Below are 18021 nucleotides of genomic sequence, written 5' to 3' on the forward strand. Positions count from 1 at the left end.
GGATGGCGCCCGCTCCCCCCACCACCGACCGGGACTGGCGTGCCTTCGCCCGCACCCTGGCCCTGTCGATGGTCGGCCTGTTCGCAGGCTATCTGGCCCTCGCGATCCTGGTCGACCCCTACGATACCGGACGCTCGACGCTGCTGTCCCGGGGCGCCGTGCGGCCGCAGGGACCCCGCACCGCCTCGGCCATGCGCGGGCGCGATCCGGCCTATTCAGGCGTGGTGATCGGCAATTCGCATATCCAGCTGATCGAGCCGGCAGCCCTGACGCGGCTCACCGGCATTCCGTTCCTGCAGCTCTCGGTGCCGGCCACCGGTCCCTCCGAGCAGTTCGCCCTGCTCGGCTGGTATCTGAAGCACCATGCGAGGCCCGACGCGATCGTGCTCTCGGCCGACGCATTCTGGTGCGCGGACGACCCCGCCTTTCCGAGCGAGCATGGATTCCCCTACTGGCTCGTGGGCGACTGGCCCGCCTATCTGAGGGGGCTCATCCGCTTCTCGGCCGCGCAGGAGACGGTCAACCGCCTCGGCTGGCTCCTGAATCCGCGCCACAAGACCGCCGCGGCCGACGGCTGGTGGGATTACGAGCGCAACTACCTGAGCCAGGGCTTCGGCGTCGATCCGGCCAAGAAGGCGGCCCTGGAAAAGCCGGTCGGACCCGAGCCGGAACCGCATCATGGCGGCCCGTTCCCGATCGCAGCGCGGCTGCGCACCGAGCTGGCCCGTATCCCGGCGGCGACGCCGGTCGTGGTGGTCTTTCCCCCGGTCTACGCGCGGGCCGAGCCGCCGCCCGGCAGCCCTCGGGCGCGGGCCGAGGCCGCCTGCCGGGCCGAAGTGCGCGCGGTGCTCGCGCAGCACGCCATGAGCACGGTGGTCGACTGGCGCGACGGCCGGTCCGCGGCGGCGGATCCGGACCAGTTCTTCGATCAGACCCATTACAGGCTGCCGCTCGCCCGAAGCCTCACCGCTGAAATCGCCGCCGCGATCGTACGGCTGCGGACCCGATGACAGCGTAAAAGATCTGTACCGTGGCCTGTTTGCCGCACGCGGCGATGCAGTGACAGCCGGTTACAACCCCTGCATCTGTGTGCGTTGTAGCGCTGAGGCACCTCGACTATACGGCACCTCACGTTATCGCCGCACACCGGCCATCCCCTGGTGGGCGGTTTACCATCCAGCGAGGGTGACGCATGGCGAAGGTGCAGCTGGAGGACGGCTACGTCCCGTCCGACGACGAGCCCTTCATGAATGACCGGCAGCGCGAATACTTTCGGCGCAAGCTGCTGAGCTGGAAGAACGACATCCTGCGCGAGGCGCAGGATACGCTGGTGGCGCTCCAGAGCGAGAACGAGAATCATCCCGACCTCGCCGACCGCGCCTCGTCCGAGACGGACCGGGCGATCGAGCTCCGGGCGCGGGACCGGCAGCGGAAGCTCACCGGCAAGATCGACGCGGCTCTCGCCCGGATCGAGGACGGGTCCTACGGCTTCTGCGAGGAGACCGGCGAGCCGATCTCCCTGCGCCGGCTCGACGCGCGGCCGATCGCCACCCTGTCGCTCGAGGCCCAGGAGCGTCACGAGCGCCGCGAGCGGGTCTACCGCGACGACTGAGCGCGGTCCGGCTCAACGCCGGGGCGCCGCTTTCTCCGATCGCGTGGTCTACTGCGTCAGGCGCAGCGCGCCGATGCTCGCCTGGATCGTCTGGAAGGCCTTGATCAGGTCGTCCGACGTGTTGGCGAGGAAGTATTGGTCGGCCGACGAGGCGCAGTTCTTCAGCAGGGTCTGACCCGCTGCGTCGATCGGGTCGGACGGAATGCTGAATCCGATCGTGTAGATCGAGATGTTCACCGCCTTGGCGTTGCTGCACGCCTCCGCCGTCAGGGCGTCGAGGGCGGAGCGGGCCGTGTTCGCATCCGCGATGTTCTGGTATTTCGGCGGCATGCGCGGATTGGGTGTCGTGCCGTTGGCGTTCTTGAAGTAGGCGGCCGCAAAATAGAGCGATCCGGTGGGCGCGTACGGATTGGCGCTCCAGCTGTTGGTGCCGTCCGTCATCAGGATGATGACCTTGTTGATCGTCGACGCGTTCGAGCTGTTCGCGCTCGACGCGTAGGGCTGTCCGTCGGCGAAGACGCTGTTGGGCGAGAGCGTGCGCCAGCCCCACATGAACCCTTCATGGATATTGGTCGATCCCAGCGGCGCCATGTTGTTGATGAGGGTCTTCAGGGTCGATGTGTTGTTGGTCAGCCGTTGAAGCGGCTGAGTCGTGCAGCCGAAATTCGGGCCGTTCGGGATGCCGAGGGGAGAGGCGGACATGGCGTCCGTCGGGTTGACGTACTTGCACGCCTGTCCGAGCGCCGTCGTGTAGGAATTGCTGTTCTGGCAGCTGCCGCCGGTGCGGTCGTCGAGGTAGCTGTTGTAGCTGTAGGCCGTCGGATTCTGGCTGCCGACGGGGAAGGGAGCGACCTGCGCACTGGCATCCCCCGGCTCGTCCGGTGCCAGGAGGGGCACGTAGTAGGAATCCTTGTTCGAGGCGGTTGGCGCGCCGTCCTGCACGTTAAGCGGGTACGACAGCGTTTCGAGGCACCCGGCCCAGCCCCAGGCGCGGTTGACGGCCTGCAGTTTGGCGAAGACGTCGAAGCGGCTCTTGAACGGCGCGGGGGGTGACTGGACAATATTGGTCCAGTGGTAGCTCGATATGCCGTTCAGATCGATCCAGGAGGCGTAGCGGTAGGCCGTCGGATCGACCGCCACGGCGCCGGCGAAGGGCACGATCGCGATCTTGGTCGCGCTGGAGAAGGCCGCGCTGGTGTAGACGTAGTCCACGAAGTTCGCCGCAGCCGACTGCACGGCCTTGAGCTTCGACTGGCCGCCGCTCGATTCCGCCATCGAACCGGTATTGTCCAGCACCAGGGCGATCTCGAAGGTCTTCGGAAGCGGGGTGGCGCATTGCGCCACGGCGCCCGGATTGATCCGCTTGGTGCCGGTGAGCGCGCCGAAGAAGGTTGTCGACAGCTTGTGCGTGGTCAGGGTGATCTTGCGGGGGTTGTTGGTGATGGCCAGAGGATCGACCACGAGGTTCGCGGTCCCCATGGCGCCGGTCATGGTCGTCACGGCGAGGGTGTTGAGGTCGGCCTGCGGCGTGGCGAGCGGCGTCTGGCAGAGGAGCAGGGCGGTGGCATCGGTCGCGGCCTGCAGCTTCGTCTCCAGCCGTGTGGCGAACCCGTAATCGATCGCCGCGCCGCCGAGCATCAGCATCGGCACGCTGAGGAACGCGAACAGCAGCGCGACGTTGCCGCCGCGATCGTGGAAGAACCGGGGTCGCCGCGGCTTGGGGGCGCTGTCAGGACGCACGATTGACCACTGTGCCATCGCAATTCGCGTGTTTGGTGTCCGGAAGGACGACCTCGGTGTACGTGTTGGCGCCGTAGGCCTTTCCGCCGCGGGTCGGCCAAGGCGCACTGCTCTTGAATGTGATCGTGCCGCTGACGCCCTTGGCGAGCTTGACCAGGGTGCTGCCGATCATCGGCGCGTAGCTGATGGTGACTTCCGCCTGGACGTAGCGCATCCCCGGCGTCAGGTAGCCGTCCGGGACGGTGAGGTCGGCCGCGGATCCGGGGCTGCGCGCGGTGGCGTTGGCGTTGGCGACGCTGGAGCAGACCAGCGGAACCGGGCTCGGATTCTTCAGGTCGACGCCCATGGCGCTGACCACAATCGCGACCTTCGACGTATCGAACGGGCGCATCACCGCCGTGGCGGAGGCGATGATGTCGTTCATCAAGGTGGGGCTGATCGGGTTCTGCGTGTCGCCCTGCGCCGTCAGATCCGCCACGGTGCGGGCGAGCTGCGTGAGCTTGCGCCACTCGTCGATGGCGTGCGCCACCTCGGTCATGCCGGCCCAGATCGCGAGCAGGAGCGGCAGGATGACGGCGAATTCGACCATCGCGCCGCCACGCCCGTCGCGCCGCAGCCGCGCTGCCTTGCGGGCTAGGACGGAGACGACGGGCATGGGCTCCCTCCGACGATCTGGTAGGGCTCGGTCCGGAACACCGCGGTAGAGGTCAGAAGGCTCGATCCCGCTGCGGAGCCGCTGGTGAATTGCCGCGTGTTCAGACCCATCAGGTTGAAGAAGGTCGGGAACGGCACCGCCGCGGTGACGATCACGATCGTCCCCGGCGAAGCGCATTTGTAGTTGCTGCCGAAGCTGGTGTTCCACGTACCCGTCGCGGTATCGATCGGCTTGGCAGCGGTGGCGTTCGCGAAGCTGCTCGCCGTCGCGACGTCGATCTTGACGTTCTGGCAATTGAAGACCGTGGCGACGGGCGTGCTGGCCGGACCGCACATCCGGGTCTTCAGGGCCGCGAGCAGGATCGCCGGATCGGTCTGACCCGCCGTGTCGAGCTGGAACTGGCCGGTGAAGATCGTCCGGACCGCGTTCTGCAGGGCGCGATCGAAGTTCTGCGTCGCCCAGATCTGGAAGGCGATCTGGATGACCGCGCCGCACAGCGCGAGAAAGGGCAGCGCCACGAGGGCGAATTCCACCGCGGCCGCGCCGCTGGCGTCACGCCCCAGGCTCTTCAGCAGACAACCTGACGTCGCTTTGCTCCGCGCGCTGAAGTGTCTTCGGGCGTTCATGAGCAAGCAGATCAGTCAGACATGGCCATACAAGTCGATGTGAGGCCAAGATTTTGCAAAACTCTTAATTCGATCGGCGAGAGCTGGTTTATCCAGGGACTACTACTTTTGGTTGTATCGATGCGGGCGATCGATGAGGCGCCGTTGACCCGATTGGGTTGCGCACCAAGTTCCCTCTGCGCAAGCCCCACCGGAGACCCGCATGAGAGGCCCACCGATCGCGCTCCTGCTCGGCGCGATGGCGCTCGCGCTCGGCGCCTGTGACGCGCCGAAGCCGGGGCCGGCAGGACCTCCCGGTGCGACGGGTGACCGGGGGCCTCCGGGGCCAGCGGGGCCTGCGGGCCTGAACGGAGCGACCGGGGCACGCGGTCCCACGGGCGAGACGGGTCCGGCCGGGCCGCCCGGTCCGCCGGGGCCGTCGATGAGCAGCCAAGTGCGCCTGGATGTGGCCTGTCGTCGTGACGAGGAATTGATCGGTGCCTATTGCCGGGGCATGGCGGTTTTGCCGTCCGTGACACAGACGGACGGTATATCCACCGTCGGCTGCCTCGACATGACCGCCAAGGCGGCCAAGGATGCCGAGCCCGTCGCGGTCTGCATGAAGAAGCCATGAGATTCGTCGTTCCCGCTCTCCTGGCCGCGCTGGTGTCCGGTACCGCCTGTGCACAGCCCTTCGTCCCGACGGAGCGCGCGGCGATCGACCTCGTGCGTGACCGGCGCACCGCCGGCTTCACCACGGTGGCGCGGACGCTGGCCTATGCCGAGCGCGTGACCGGAGGTGCCTTCCGGTTCGGCGGGTACCGGGTCGATTATCGCCCTGACGTGCCCTTCGCCCGGGTGCGGATCTGCTATCGGCTCGGGATCGACCCGCCGAATTGCGGCCTCGCGTACCGCGTCGCGGTGAATCCCCCCCATGTCGAGCCCGCCGACCGCTACAACGGCTTGGCGCGGGATCTGGAGCATGGCCCGCAGGCGTTCCTCCGGGCTTTGGCCCGGGAGGCCGATCTCCAGCGGCAGCCGGACGTCCTGCGGAAGGTTCAGGCTGCGCTCGAGCCCTACAACCCCTACGACTGGCGCTGAGAGCGGGAGCGCCGTCAGAGCAGGCGCGGCCAGCGCAGAAGCCGCTCCGGCGCGAAGGCAGCCACCGGCACCGCGGGCGTGCGGCCGGTGGCGAGATCGGCGACGATCTCGCCGGTGATCGGCCCGGTGGACAGCCCGATATGGCCGTGGCCGAAGGCGAAGAGCAGGCCGGTGTGACGCGGGGCCCGGCCGATGACCGGCATCCCGTCGGGCGTCGATGGGCGGGAGCCGAGCCACGGCGCGTTGTCCAGGGGCCCGCCGAGCCGGAGCGTTCCGGCCGCTTCCCGGGATGCCGCCTCGATCTGGGTGTGATCGGGTGCGGCGCGGCGGGCGTTGAGTTCTACGCCGGACAGGACCCGCACCCGGTGGTCGCCCATCGGCGACAGGATGGAGCCGGCCCCCGTGTCGAGGACTGGCCGGGTCAGCGGCGGGCTGTCCGGATGCAGGGCGTAGTGACGATGGTAGCCGCGCTCGGCCGCCACCGCGAAGCGATAGCCGAGGGATCGGGCGATCGCCCCCGAGGCGGCGCCGGCCGCCAGGACGACCTGGCGGGCCTGCACCGTGCCGCTGTCGTGATCGATGCGCCACTCGCCCGCCTCAGGCGCCAAGCGGGCGACGTGGCTGCGCAGGCGGCGACCGCCGAGAGCGTCGAACAGGGCTTCGCAGGCCTCGATGAGACGGCCGGGCTCGCGCACCGAGCCGGTCTCGGTCAGCAGCATCCCCCGCGCGTAGGGCCGCACCAGGGCCGGCTCGAGGGCGCGCAGGGCCGCCGTATCGAGGATCTCGAAGGCGACGCCGTGGCTCGCCAGGATCTCCCGCTCCAAGGCCGCGGCCGCGAAGGCCGCTTCCGTGCGATAGGCCTTGATCCAGCCGGTCCGCTGGAGCCGGTCGCCGGTCCCCGCCCGGGCGGCCAGCCGCTCATGGGCCGGATAGGCGGCGGTCGTCAGGGGGAGCAGCGCCGCTGCCGCGCGGCGCCACCGGGATGCGCGGGCGGCCGCCAGGAAATGCGCCGTGTAGGGGATGATCCGCGGGAGATGCGCGTAGTGCAGGCGCAGGCCGCAATCGGCGTTGCGCAGGTAGGCCGGAAGCTTGCCCCAAAGGGCGGGGCTCGACATCGGCAGGATCGAGCCGCGGCTGACCACGCCGGCATTGCCGTAGGAGGTCCGGGCTCGGGCCTCGCCGGGATCGCACAGGACCACGTCGAGGCCGCGATCCTTCAGCGCGATGGCGCTGGCGAGGCCGACCATCCCGCCGCCGACCACCACGATGTCGGCCGTCCCGTCCGTCGCCATGCCGCTCATATCCCGCACCGCACCACGCGCGCCCTTCTGACGGGTTTTCCGCCTCCTGGGTAGCGGGACTCCGCAGAGCGGTGCATCGGTCCGGGGCCGTCATGAAGTCCCGCGCACATTCCCGCAGAGATCGGCTACAGAGCGGTCCATGACTCTCGTCCGCTTCGCACCGTCACCGACCGGCTACCTCCATATCGGCAACGCCCGGCCGGCCCTGCTCAACGCCCTGTACGCCCGCCGGACCGGGGGGCGCTTCCTGCTGCGGCTCGACGACACCGACGCGGAGCGCTCCACGGAAGCCTTCGCCGCGGCGATCGCCGAGGATCTCGCGTGGCTCGGCATCGTGCCCGATCTGTTCGCGAAGCAGAGCGCCCGCAAGGCGCAGCATGACGCCGCCGCCGACCGCCTCCGCGCAGCGGGCCGGCTCTATCCCTGCTACGAGACGCCGGAGGAGCTGGAGCGCCGCCGCAAACGCCAGCTCGGACGCGGCCAGCCGCCGATCTACGACCGGGCGGCTCTGCGGCTCACCGCCGAGGAGCGCGCGGCGTTCGAGGCCGAGGGCCGCCGCCCGCATTGGCGCTTCCTCCTGGAGGCGCGGACCGTCACCTGGGACGATCTCGTCCGCGGTCCGGCCCATGTCGACTGCGCGTCCCTGTCGGACCCGGTCCTGATCCGCGCCGATGGCAGCTATCTCTACACGCTGCCGTCGGTGGTGGACGACGCCGATCTGGGCGTCACCCACGTCATCCGCGGCGAGGATCACGTCACCAACACCGGCGTGCAGGTGCAGATCTTCGAGGCCCTGGGCGCTACCGTCCCGGTCTTCGGCCACCACAACCTGCTGACGACCGCCGACGGGGAGGGGCTGTCGAAGCGCCTCGGCCACCTGTCGCTGCGGGGCCTGCGCGAGGCCGGCTACGAGCCCGCGGCGGTCCGCTCGCTGGCCGTGCTCACCGGCTCGGCCGAATCCGTGCGGGCTGTCCCGGATCTCGACACCCTCGCGCGCCTCGTCGACCTCGGCGAGATCTCGCGGGCGCCCGCCCGGTTCGATCCGGCGGAACTCGACGGCCTCAACGCCCGACTGATCCATGCCATGCCGTACGCGGAGGCGGCCGCGCGCCTCGCCGATCTCGGGATTCCGGCGGATCGGGCCGAAGCCTTCTGGCTGGCGGTCCGGGCCAATCTCGGCCGTGTCCCCGAGGCGGCCGATTGGTGGCGCGTCGTCGCCGGCCCGGTCGAGCCTGTCCTCACCGAGCCGGCCGTGATCTCGGCCGCTCGCGAGACCCTGCCCCCGGAGCCATACGGCCCGGAGACCTGGAAAGCGTGGACGACGGAGATCCGCAGCCGGACCGGCGCGAAGGGGAGGGGCCTGTTCATGCCGCTCCGCCTCGCGCTGACCGGGCTGGAGCACGGCCCGGACCTCGCGGGTCTGCTGCCGCTGATCGGACGGGCACGCGCGGCGCGGCGTCTGTCCGGCGAGACCGCTTGAGCTACGACGCCTCGGTTTCGGCGAGACGGCTCGCGAGCAACTTGTCGACGCGCCGGCCGTCGAGATCCACGACCTCGAACCGCCAGCCGGCGATGTCGCAGGTCTCGCCCGTCTCCGGTAGGTGCTGGAGCACCGCGATGACCAGGCCGGCGACCGTCGCATAGTCGCGCGAGGGCGGGAGACGCAGGCCCAGCCGGTCGGTCAGTTCATCGACCGGCATCGAACCCGCGATCAGCCAGGATCCGTCCGGGCGGGGTACCGCGTCCGGCTCCGTATCCTCCGACAGGAACGCCCCGGCGATGGCATCGAGGATGTCGGCCGGGGTCACGAGCCCGTCGAAATGCCCATACTCGTCGTGCACCAGGGCCATGGGCACCGAGGCCCGGCGCAGCGTATCCAGGGCGTCGAGGGCATCGAGCGTGTCCGGAAGCACCGGCGCCGCGCGGACCTGCGCGCGCAGGTCGAGGGGCTCCCCCCGCGACAAGGGGCCGATCAGGTCGCGCAGCTGAAGCACGCCGATCATCGCGTCGGGGCCGCCATCGGCGACGGGCAGACGGGCATAGGGGCTGGCGAAAATGCGTGCCCGGACGGTCTCCGGATCATCGGTGAGATCGATCCAGGTCACGTCGGTGCGCGGAGTCATGACGCCGCGCACCAGACGGTCGCCGAGGCGCAGGACCCCGGAGATCATCGCCCGCTCGTCGCCCTCGATGACGCCCGCGGTCTCGGCCTCGGCCACGAGACTACGGATCTCCTCCTCGGTCACCGCGCTGGCGCTTTCTGTCTCCTGGCCGATCAGCCGGAACACCGCCCGCGTCGAAGCGTCGAGGAGCCACACGGCCGGCAGAGCCGCGCGCGAGACCACCCGCATGCCGGGCGCCACCATGCAGGCGATCCGTTCGGGGTTGCGCAAGGCGAGGTGCTTGGGGACCAGTTCGCCGATGATCACCGACAGGTAGGTGATCACGCCGATCACCAGGGTGTAGCCCAATGTGTCGGCCCAGCCCTTGCCCAAGCCCAGATCGATCAGAATCAGGGCGAGGCGGTCGCCCAGAGCCGCGCCCGAGACCACGCCGGAGAGGATGCCGATCAGCGTGATGCCGATCTGAACGGTGGACAGGAACCGCCCCGGCTCCTCGGCCAGCGCGAGGGCGGCCTTCGCGCCGGCACGGCGCTCCTCGGCCAAGGCGCGCAGCCGGCTCTTGCGAGCCGAGACCAGGGCCAGCTCCGACAGCGAGAAGACGCCGTTGAGCGCGATCAGCAGGACGACGACGAGGAGCTCGATCAGACCGGATCATTGAGCCGGGAACCCGCTGGGCGGGGACGGCTTCCTCTGGTGGCGCGGTCCTGCAACATGGGGATGTGTCCGCGACCGTTCAACGGCCAAGCCTCGGGGTCGCCTCGATCAGTGCGGCGTCGAGCAGGAAACTGCCATCGGCCTCGATGCCGAAATGGGCGGTGACTTCGGCGGGCGCCGCAGCCTGGAGGGCGCGGATCGCCGCGACATGGATCTCCGGCGTGCGCATCCGGGCGATCCAGCTGGCGAAGTCCATGCGCGGCCGGCTCGCCATCACGGCGCCGGGCTCGAACCCGGCCGCTTCCAAAAGGGCGCGCCATTCCGAAACCCGGTAGTCGCGCACGTGCGAGGGGTCGCGCAGCAGCTCCACGGCCTGCAGGTGCGTGTCGAGCAGCGGATCCTCCGGAGCGACGATATCGCTGACGACGAGCAGTCCGTCCGGCCGCAGCACCCGCCGCGCCTCGGCCAGCGCCGCCGGGACGTCGCGCCAGTGGTGGGCGCTGTAGCGGGTCAGCACCGCGTCGAAGATCGCGTCCGGGAAGGGCAGGGTCTCGGCGCCGCCCTGCCGGGTTTCGATCCGGTCGAGACCCCGCCGGGACGCCTCGGCGGAGACCGCTGCCAGCATCTCGGCCGAAAGATCGTAGGCCGTGACGGCGGCGCCGGCGGCGGCGGCCGTGAAGGCGACATGGCCGCCGCCGCAGCCGAGGTCGAGGACCTGGGCACCCGGCCGCGCGCGCAGCAGAACGCCGATCCGGTCGAGGTCGGCGCCCGCCGCGTGGACGGCGCTGGTCACGTAGGCGGAGGCCTGCGCGCCGAACTGGTCGACGACATGTCGGGCGTGGCTGCGCGCGCTCATGGGCGGATCTCCTGGTTCGGATCGCGCGCGGCGGGCGGTGGCACAGCCGCAAGGCGACGATCAGAGGCGACCGTACAGGCTGCCCAGGATCAGCACCACGCCGTTCCGTCCGACCGGGTCGCCTCCCGTCCACCTCTGCCACCTGCCCCGAGGCAGGGCAGCGCCCCGGACCGTAAAGCGCCGCGCAGGGCAAATCTGCGCGGCGACCGATTCAGCGCGGCGGCTGCGCCGGCGGAGGCGGAGGCGCTGCCTGTCCCTGATCCGGACCCTGCTGCAGCAGCGGCGTGATCCGCTGGACCACGACCCGGCGGTTCTCCCGCGATGGGCCCTGCGTGTTCACCTTGAGATACTGCTCGCCGTAGCCCTGGGTGGTGAGATTGCCCGGCGGCACCCGGAATTGCTCCGTGAGCACGCTCGCCACCGATTGGGCACGCCGATCCGACAGCGAGAGATTGTCGATGTCGGAGCCGACCGCGTCGGTGAAGCCCTCGATCAGGAAGACCTCCCGGGGATTGGCCTGGATCGCGCGGTTCATGGCTGCGGCGATCACCGACAGCTTGGCTGCCTGATCCGGCGTCACGGTGAACGAGCCGGTATCGAAGGTGATCGTGTTGATGTCGACCGAGCGCAGACGGGCGCGGAGGTCCGGGCTGTAGCGGATCTGATCGAGGGTGTAGCGGCGTTCGACAGGGACAACCGGCGGTGCCGTCAGCGCCTCGTAGACCTCCGCCTCGTCGGCCTGGGCGTAGTCCACGATGTAGCGGTCCCGCGGGATTCGGATGTCGGGCGGCGGCAGCGCCACCACGTCCTCGTAGATCGGGCGCAGCGGGCCGGAATAGCTGTTGTCGATCAGGACGACCTCCCGGCCGTCGGGGTAGCGGCTGTAGCGGCGCAGCAGCCGGCCGTCATCGTCGGTGACGGTGACGATCTGCCCGCCGCCGGACCACGCGACGTAGCTGTAGAATTCGGCGCCCCGACGCTCGAACCGGTAGCCGCGTGGGTCGAGGTCGCGGAAGCGCTCGTTCTCGTCGTGGCGGATCAGGTAGCTGTCGCGATCCCGCACGATGATGCGGCCCGGCTCCCGGTAGTAGGTCCGGCCATCCTCGACGAATTCGCGGCGGTCGCTGCGGACCTGCTCGAAGTCGCGCACCGTATCGTTCTGCCGGAAGCCGCCGGGGACGTAGCCCGGCTGGCCCGGCCGGTTGAAGGCACCGGGGCCGGGATCGGCCGGCCGGCCGGGGCCACCCACCGGCGGCTGTCCCGGCGGCACGCCTCCGGGAAGCGGAGCCTGTCCTGGCGCCGCGCCCTGTCCCGGCGGCACGAACGGGCGGCCCGGGACGCCCGGGGCCATGTTGGGCGGGAGCGGTCGCCCCGGCTCGGTGCCGGGCGCGCCGTTCGGCTGGGGCTGCCCGCGCCCTTCGGGTTGGCCTCCCTGAGGCTGGAACGGCCGCCCCGGGACCCCCGGAGCCGTGTTGAGCGAGCCCGGCCGGCCGGGCTCTGCGCCTGGGCCGGCATTCGGCTGCGGACGGTTCTCGGGCTGGGCATCCAGACGCTGGGACGGTCTGCCGGGCCCGTCCGGCGTCGCATTGGGCGCCTGCGGGCGCGCATCGGGGCCGCCTTGACCGGCCGGTCGCTGGCCGGGAGGCCCACGGTCGGGTGTGGCGTCGCGCTGTGCGGGACGGTTCGGGGGCGTCTCCGGGGCCGCGCGATCCCGGTCCGGTGCCTGAGGCTGCTGCGGCGGTGCCGGCGGCCGCTCCGGCTTCGGCTGAGGAGCAGGACCCTGGTCCCGATCCGGCGCCTGTTGCCGCTCCGGGCCGGGCCGCCCGGGCGCTGCGCGGTCCTGAGGCCCGCGATCCGGACGATCCGGCTGCTGCTCCCGGCGCTCCTGCTGGCGCTGATCCGGCTGGCGCTGCTCCTGCTGCCGCTCTTGGCGCTCCTGCTGCCGCTCTTGGCGCTCCTGCTGCCGATCCTGGCGCTCCTGCTGCCGATCCTGGCGCTCCTGCTGCCGATCCTGGCGCTTCTGCTGCCGGTCCTGTGCCGGAGGGCGCGATGCCGGCGGCTCGGGACGGCGCTCAGGCCCGCGCTCCCGCTGAGGCTGCTCAGCCTGCGGTGCACGCTGGGCCGGCGGTTCCGGCCGCTCGCGCGGCGGCGGCGCGGCGCGCTCCGGCCGGGGCTCCGGTCGGGGCTCGGGGCGTTCACGTCCAGCCGGCGGACCCGGCTGCGGGCCGGGCCGCTCCTGCGGCGGCCGCTCCGGGCGCGGTCCGCCGTGTGGCGGCTCGCCGCCGCGGGGGCCGCGCTCCTCCGGTCCACCTTGTGCGAGGTGGAACCGGCCCGGCTCGGCTCCGGCGGGCTGCATGAGCGTGAGGGCCGGCAGCACCGTGCCGGTGAGGAGGATCAGGCGGAGCAGACGCATCGCGGTCCCATGTCGGTTCAGGCCGACCCGAACCCGGAACGCGGCATTTGGTTCCCCCACGCGCGGGCGGGGGAAGTCTCAGGGCGTGAGGCGCTTGGGGACAGCGACGACGTCCGGCGCGATGATGCGCACGGCAACGTGATCGGGTTTCGCCGCCGCCGGCTCGGCCTTTCCGGGTTCCTCCGGTGTCAGGCCAGCCTTCGTGTCGACCCCGGCGCGACCGGCCACATCGGCGGCGAGTTCGGCCGCGGTCCGGTCGGCCCGTCCCACCAGGGTGAGGCGCACCTTCGGCCGGGACAGCGCCTCGGCCTGCATCGGCGTGACGAAGATGTCGCCCTTGTGCCGGACCAGCATGCTCTCGGCCTTCACCAGGGACTGGGCCCAGCTCTTGCCCTCCGGCTTGCACGAGCAGTTCGGAACGAATTCCTTGCGAAACTTGAAGGCGTTGGCGAGGCTCGCATAGGCGCGGCTGCCTTTCACCGTGGCGGCGTGCTTCAGGGCATCGTCGCCATACGGCATCGAATAGGCCTGCGCCTCGGTCCCCGGGCACAGGGCCTGGCACATCTCGTCGGCACCGCCGCGTCCCTCGGGCAGGTTCTTTAGGGGGAAGAAACCGCCGTCGCAGGTGCGCACGCAGACCGTCTGCGGGCCGCCCCGGGCATAGGCCTCGCCGGAGCCGGCATAGGTCTCGCGCGGCGGGCAGGTGGAGGCCACGAGCCCCTGGAGCTCACGCTTCCGGGCGCCGCTGTCGTCGATCACGGCGCCGCCATAGGTGGCCTTGAGGGCGCGGATCCGCTGCTCCACCGCCCCGCATTGCGGCGGTCGCGTGTCGAAGAACAGGAACTTGCCGCCCTCGCAGTTGAGGCCGCGGAAATAGGCCTCGAGCCGCCCGATCTCGTCGTTCAGGGCGCGCGTCGTGCTGGCGCCGGTCTGGAGCGAGGCCAGCTCCGCCCGGTACCGCCGGCACTGGGGCGACGGCAGTTGCGGCGCCGGCCGTGCCTCGGTCGGCGGCGGGCTGGGAGCCGCGTCCTGCGCGCGCGCGGCGGTGGCGAGGGGATAGGACAGTCCGAGGGCTATGGCCGCGCTCAGGACGAGGCGGCCGAACGTACGGACGATCGGGCGGTGAGGCATAGGCTGCATCGCGTTGATCGGGTGCGCGGCGATCCGGAGAATCCAGGCCCGCGCGCATCCGCGCTTCGGAACCGAAGCGGAGCCATTCTACGCCCCCTCGCAAGACCGCGACACCCCTCCTACATCCGGCCGGCAAGCGAGAGGGGGAATTGGCCAGTGATGTTGTTTCGGAGTCTCACCTATGTCGGGCTGTTGGCCGTGGGCTTGGCCGCAGCCGGTCCGGCCTCGGCGCAGGAGCCGGATCGCATTTTCGACAAGTCGACGGTCTGGCGGCCGCTGACCCCCAACGACAAGCTCGTGGTCTACGGCGTGGACGATCCGGCGGTCTCGGGGGTAGCCTGCTGGTACACCCAGCCCGAGAAGGGCGGGATCAAGGGCACGCTGGGCCTCGCCGAGGACGTCTCGGACATCTCGCTGGCCTGCCGCCAGACCGGGCCGATCGCCTTCAAGGGCAAGCTCAGCCAGGGTGAAGTCGTGTTCAGCGAGCGTCGGTCGCTGATCTTCAAGTCGATGCAGATCGTCCGCGGCTGCGACGCGAAGCGCAATACGCTGATCTACATGGTCTATTCGGACAAGGTCATCCAGGGCTCGCCCAAGAACTCGACCTCGGCCGTGCCGCTGGCGCCCTGGGGCACCGAACCGGCGCAGAAATGCGCCGACTTCATGAAGTGAGCGGAGCGCCCTGCCGACTGGGCCGGCCGTGGCCGGCTCAGTCCTGGCCGGCTCAGTCCTGGCAGGTGATCCGGATCGGGCGCTCGGACGGCGCCGGGACCGGCTGGCTGATCGCGCCGGTATATTCGTCGGCGGCGGCCACGCCGTAGGAATTGGCGGCCGCGTAGCCCTGCGCCTCGCACCACGCGTTGGCGACGACTTGGCCGCAGGCGCTGCCCGGCGTGGTCAGGCATTCGCCGACGCCGTAGCCGTCGCTCGACGGGATCAGGAAGGTCTTCTCGACACGCGCGGGCGCCTTCGCAGGCGTCTCGCCGTCGGTGCCGGCCAGCGCGACATGCGTCAGGCCTGCGCAGGCAAGAACGGTGACGAGGGCGAGGGAACCGGCGGCCGAGCGTCGCATGAATTGTCCTTGGGCACAGGATCTGTGGCGTGAGGATCGTGCCCCGGACGGTCCGACGGCGCGGTTAAGGAAGCCTTACGTGCAGGGCGCGCAGGCCATCTCGAATTCCTCACGCTTTTGGGTTAGCCCCATCGCGCGGGCCGCGCCGTCGCCGCGATGCAACAGGGTGCCGTGGCGGGCCTTCCGGATCCGCCACGTTTCGGCCGTTCTTCGCCGCGCGGGGCCCGCAGGTCGTTGACGGCAGGGCCGGTTTTCCGGCGCCGGCGCGGCGCCGGGTTCAGGCCGCGGCGCCGGAATGGGGATGGGTTTCATGGCGCCGATGTTGCGGCTCTACAACACGCTGACCGGCGCCAAGGAAGCCTTTGCGCCGATCGATCCGCAGCATGTCCGCCTCTACGCCTGCGGCCCGACCGTCTACGACGCCGCCCATATCGGCAATGCCCGGCCGATCATCGTCTTCGACCTGTTGTTCCGGCTGCTGCGCCACCTCTACGGGCCGGGGCACGTCACCTACGCGCGCAACGTCACCGACGTGGACGACAAGATCAACGCCCGGGCGGCCGAGCGCGGCATCAGCATCCGCGAACTCACCGACGGGACGCTGGCGCAGTTCCACCGCGACGTGCGCGATCTCGGCGTGCTCATGCCGGAGGACGTCAACGTGCCGGGCGAGCGGCCCCGCTTCGTTGAGCCCCGCGCCACCGATCACATCGCCGAGATGGTGACGATGATCGAGGCGCTGGTCCGGGCCGGCCACGCCTACGTGGCGGAGGACCACGTGCTGTTCGACGTCCCGTCGATGCCGGATTACGGCGGCCTGTCGAAGCGGCCCCTCGACGAGATGGAGGCGGGCGCCCGGGTCGAGGTCGCCCCCTACAAGCGCTCGCCCCTCGATTTCGTCCTGTGGAAGCCCGCCAAGCCCGGCGAGCCGTCCTGGCCGTCGCCCGCGGGGATCGCGGCGGCGGGGCGGCCAGGCTGGCACATCGAGTGCTCGGCCATGTCGGCCAAGCATCTCGGCCGGACCTTCGACATCCACGCGGGCGGCATCGACCTGATCTTCCCCCATCACGAGAACGAGGTGGCGCAGTCGCGCTGCTGCTTCGGCACGCCGGTCATGGCCAACGTCTGGCTGCACAACGGCTTCCTCCAGGTGGAGGGGGAGAAGATGTCGAAGTCGCTCGGCAACTTCATCACCATCCGCGACGTGCTGAACGACTGGCCGAGCGAGGTCTTGCGCCTCACCATGCTCAAGACCCAGTACCGGCAGCCGATCGACTGGACCTTGCGCGGCCTGGAGGAATCGAGCCGCGTGCTCGACCGCTGGTACAACGCCGCCGGCGATGCGCCCGCCGCGTCCGACGTCCCCGCCGGGGTGGTCGAGGCCCTCTGCGACGACCTCAACACGCCGGCGGCGATCAATGAGCTGCACCGGCTTGCGAGCAGCGCGGAGACGCAGCCCGGCGCGTTGCGCGCCGGTGCGAACCTCCTCGGTTTCCTCGCCAGCACCCGCAGCGACCGCGAGCAGGCGCAGGTTGCGGCGTCCGGCGTGGACGTCGCGGCGGTCGAGGCGCTGATCGCCGAGCGCCGCGCCGCGCGGGCCGCGAAGGACTGGGCCGCCTCCGACCGGGCGCGCGATGCCCTCGCCGCGATGGGCGTCGCCGTGAAGGACAACAAGGACGGCACCACCACCTGGACGGTGGCGCGCTGATTGCTGAGCCGGCCGCCGACGTCACGGATGTCACGGCGGCCGCGTCCTCGCGCCCGCTTGCGCGATGCGGCGTGCGCGGCATCTGTGGTCCGGGGGCTCGCGCCGGGGAAGAGCAGCACGTGACCATCTTCGCGACCATCGGGGCGCGCTGCGCCGCCGCCGCATCGGCCCTGGCATTCGGATTGGGGCTGTCGGGGCCGGCTTTCGCCATCGACGGCGGGGCGGCCGCGGGGCGGGATGCCCTGGCGCAGGCCACCGTCGCGATCGGCACGATCACCCAGCCCGAGGAGGCGCTGCGCCTGACCCGCTGTAGCGGAGTGCTCATCGCCCCGGATCTCGTGCTGACGGCGGCCCATTGCGTGAACGGCGATCCGCTCGGCGCGCTGGTGGTCTTCTTCCGCGGCAGCGAGCCGGCGCGGCCGGTCTACGGGGCGCGGGTCGCCGCCCGCTACAGTCCCGATCCGGGGGAGATGCTGCCGAACGAGGCGTCGGGCGTCAGCCTCTCCGACCTCTCCCTCGATCTCGCGGTGCTCCGCCTGACCGAGCCGGTGCGCGACCGGCGGCCCGTGCCGCTGGCGGCGGATCCCGGGCGGGTCCCGAAGAGCCTGCGGATCGCCGGCGCCGGCCTGTCCGGCCGCACCGTCGGACGCCTGCGCACCGCCACGCTGACGCCGATCGCGGCCAGCAATACCGGGCTCACCATCGCCCGGGCCAACGGCGCCCGGGTCTGCTTCGGTGATTCCGGTGGTCCGGTCGTCGCGCAGGATCGTCGCGGCACCTACATCTGGGGCGTGGCCAGTGCGGTAATCAGCCGGGCCGCGCCCTGCGGCGGCTACGTGGTGATCGCGCCGGCCGCACAGGTCTTCTCCGCGACCGGGATGCGGTGAGCGTAGCGTCCATCGCGAGCCGGAAGCTCCGGCCTGCGCCACGTCCGCCACGGTCGAGCGGGGCCCGATGTCCCTGCGCTGCGTCGGCGATGCCGTCGCGGAGGGGCCCCTTCGAACCGCGAAAACCCCGCGCGGCCTGGCCGCACGGGGTTTTTCGGAAGAC

The 18021-nt window shown here is 70.9% G+C and carries 17 protein-coding genes; 8 read left to right on the plus strand and 9 right to left on the minus strand.

Annotated features, from left to right (window positions below; genetic code table 11):
- Positions 1-2: 2 nt before the first annotated feature.
- Together MCBMB27_RS23715 and dksA are read left to right on the plus strand one after the other, a co-directional pair.
- On the plus strand, positions 3-1010 hold the full coding sequence (locus MCBMB27_RS23715; RefSeq protein WP_075381416.1) for a hypothetical protein: 1008 nt from the start codon (positions 3-5) through the stop codon (positions 1008-1010).
- 182 nt (positions 1011-1192) lie between these two features.
- Positions 1193-1612: an RNA polymerase-binding protein DksA gene (dksA, locus tag MCBMB27_RS23720; RefSeq protein ID WP_012322444.1), complete on the plus strand. Its 420-nt coding sequence runs from the start codon at positions 1193-1195 to the stop codon at positions 1610-1612.
- A gap of 48 nt (positions 1613-1660) precedes the next feature.
- Here dksA and MCBMB27_RS23725 read toward each other — a convergent pair whose 3' ends face one another.
- From MCBMB27_RS23725 to MCBMB27_RS23735, 3 genes are read right to left on the minus strand one after another with little or no spacing between them, the layout of a single operon-like run.
- The gene (locus MCBMB27_RS23725; protein WP_075381417.1) at positions 1661-3370 is read right to left on the minus strand and encodes a TadE/TadG family type IV pilus assembly protein; all 1710 of its coding nucleotides are present in this window, start codon (positions 3368-3370) and stop codon (positions 1661-1663) included.
- A complete protein-coding gene (locus MCBMB27_RS23730; protein ID WP_075381418.1) occupies positions 3342-4007 on the minus strand; it encodes a TadE/TadG family type IV pilus assembly protein in 666 nt (221 codons plus the stop codon). The genes MCBMB27_RS23725 and MCBMB27_RS23730 overlap by 29 nt, the downstream gene beginning before the upstream one ends.
- Entirely contained in the window at positions 3986-4633 is a 648-nt protein-coding gene (locus tag MCBMB27_RS23735; RefSeq protein WP_078947025.1) for a TadE/TadG family type IV pilus assembly protein, read from the minus strand. Before MCBMB27_RS23735 ends, MCBMB27_RS23730 begins: the two co-directional genes overlap by 22 nt.
- A 421-nt stretch (positions 4634-5054) precedes the next feature.
- On the opposite strand from MCBMB27_RS23735, the gene MCBMB27_RS30645 reads away from it, so the two are divergent.
- Both MCBMB27_RS30645 and MCBMB27_RS23745 read left to right on the plus strand, forming a co-directional pair.
- Positions 5055-5246 (plus strand): hypothetical protein, encoded by a 192-nt coding sequence (locus tag MCBMB27_RS30645; protein ID WP_236953027.1) that lies wholly within the window; start codon positions 5055-5057, stop codon positions 5244-5246.
- A complete protein-coding gene (locus tag MCBMB27_RS23745; protein WP_043346216.1) occupies positions 5243-5713 on the plus strand; it encodes a hypothetical protein in 471 nt (156 codons plus the stop codon). The genes MCBMB27_RS30645 and MCBMB27_RS23745 overlap by 4 nt, the downstream gene beginning before the upstream one ends.
- A 14-nt stretch (positions 5714-5727) precedes the next feature.
- Here the strand turns inward: MCBMB27_RS23745 and MCBMB27_RS23750 are convergent, their stop codons facing one another.
- The gene (locus MCBMB27_RS23750) at positions 5728-7005 is read right to left on the minus strand and encodes an NAD(P)/FAD-dependent oxidoreductase (protein ID WP_075381420.1); all 1278 of its coding nucleotides are present in this window, start codon (positions 7003-7005) and stop codon (positions 5728-5730) included.
- A 148-nt stretch (positions 7006-7153) separates the two neighbouring features.
- Here MCBMB27_RS23750 and MCBMB27_RS23755 point away from each other — a divergent pair, with 148 nt between their 5' ends.
- On the plus strand, positions 7154-8494 hold the full coding sequence (locus tag MCBMB27_RS23755) for a glutamate--tRNA ligase (protein WP_075381421.1): 1341 nt from the start codon (positions 7154-7156) through the stop codon (positions 8492-8494).
- 1 nt (position 8495) lies between these two features.
- Here the strand turns inward: MCBMB27_RS23755 and MCBMB27_RS23760 are convergent, their stop codons facing one another.
- The 4 genes from MCBMB27_RS23760 to MCBMB27_RS23775 form a co-directional block, all read right to left on the minus strand.
- On the minus strand, positions 8496-9782 hold the full coding sequence (locus MCBMB27_RS23760; RefSeq protein WP_053608866.1) for a hemolysin family protein: 1287 nt from the start codon (positions 9780-9782) through the stop codon (positions 8496-8498).
- 88 nt (positions 9783-9870) lie between these two features.
- Positions 9871-10647: a class I SAM-dependent methyltransferase gene (locus MCBMB27_RS23765; protein ID WP_075381422.1), complete on the minus strand. Its 777-nt coding sequence runs from the start codon at positions 10645-10647 to the stop codon at positions 9871-9873.
- A gap of 211 nt (positions 10648-10858) precedes the next feature.
- The gene (locus tag MCBMB27_RS23770) at positions 10859-13060 is read right to left on the minus strand and encodes an OmpA family protein (protein ID WP_075381423.1); all 2202 of its coding nucleotides are present in this window, start codon (positions 13058-13060) and stop codon (positions 10859-10861) included.
- Between the two features lie 78 nt (positions 13061-13138).
- Positions 13139-14191, minus strand: a complete 1053-nt coding sequence (locus MCBMB27_RS23775; RefSeq protein WP_043350524.1) for a DUF2865 domain-containing protein — start codon at positions 14189-14191, stop codon at positions 13139-13141.
- 159 nt (positions 14192-14350) lie between these two features.
- On the opposite strand from MCBMB27_RS23775, the gene MCBMB27_RS23780 reads away from it, so the two are divergent.
- Complete coding sequence (locus MCBMB27_RS23780; protein WP_043350523.1) at positions 14351-14863, plus strand: CreA family protein; 513 nt, start codon at positions 14351-14353, stop codon at positions 14861-14863.
- Between the two features lie 52 nt (positions 14864-14915).
- Here the strand turns inward: MCBMB27_RS23780 and MCBMB27_RS23785 are convergent, their stop codons facing one another.
- A complete protein-coding gene (locus MCBMB27_RS23785; protein WP_043760477.1) occupies positions 14916-15263 on the minus strand; it encodes a hypothetical protein in 348 nt (115 codons plus the stop codon).
- Between the two features lie 310 nt (positions 15264-15573).
- Between MCBMB27_RS23785 and cysS the strand changes: the two genes are divergently transcribed.
- Both cysS and MCBMB27_RS23795 read left to right on the plus strand, forming a co-directional pair.
- A complete protein-coding gene (gene cysS / locus MCBMB27_RS23790; protein ID WP_075382085.1) occupies positions 15574-16971 on the plus strand; it encodes a cysteine--tRNA ligase in 1398 nt (465 codons plus the stop codon).
- A 119-nt stretch (positions 16972-17090) separates the two neighbouring features.
- On the plus strand, positions 17091-17858 hold the full coding sequence (locus tag MCBMB27_RS23795) for a trypsin-like serine protease (RefSeq protein ID WP_051044778.1): 768 nt from the start codon (positions 17091-17093) through the stop codon (positions 17856-17858).
- The last annotated feature ends 163 nt before the right edge of the window (positions 17859-18021 follow it).

The sequence above is a fragment of the Methylobacterium phyllosphaerae genome (assembly GCF_001936175.1).
GTDB classification, from domain to species: domain Bacteria; phylum Pseudomonadota; class Alphaproteobacteria; order Rhizobiales; family Beijerinckiaceae; genus Methylobacterium; species Methylobacterium fujisawaense.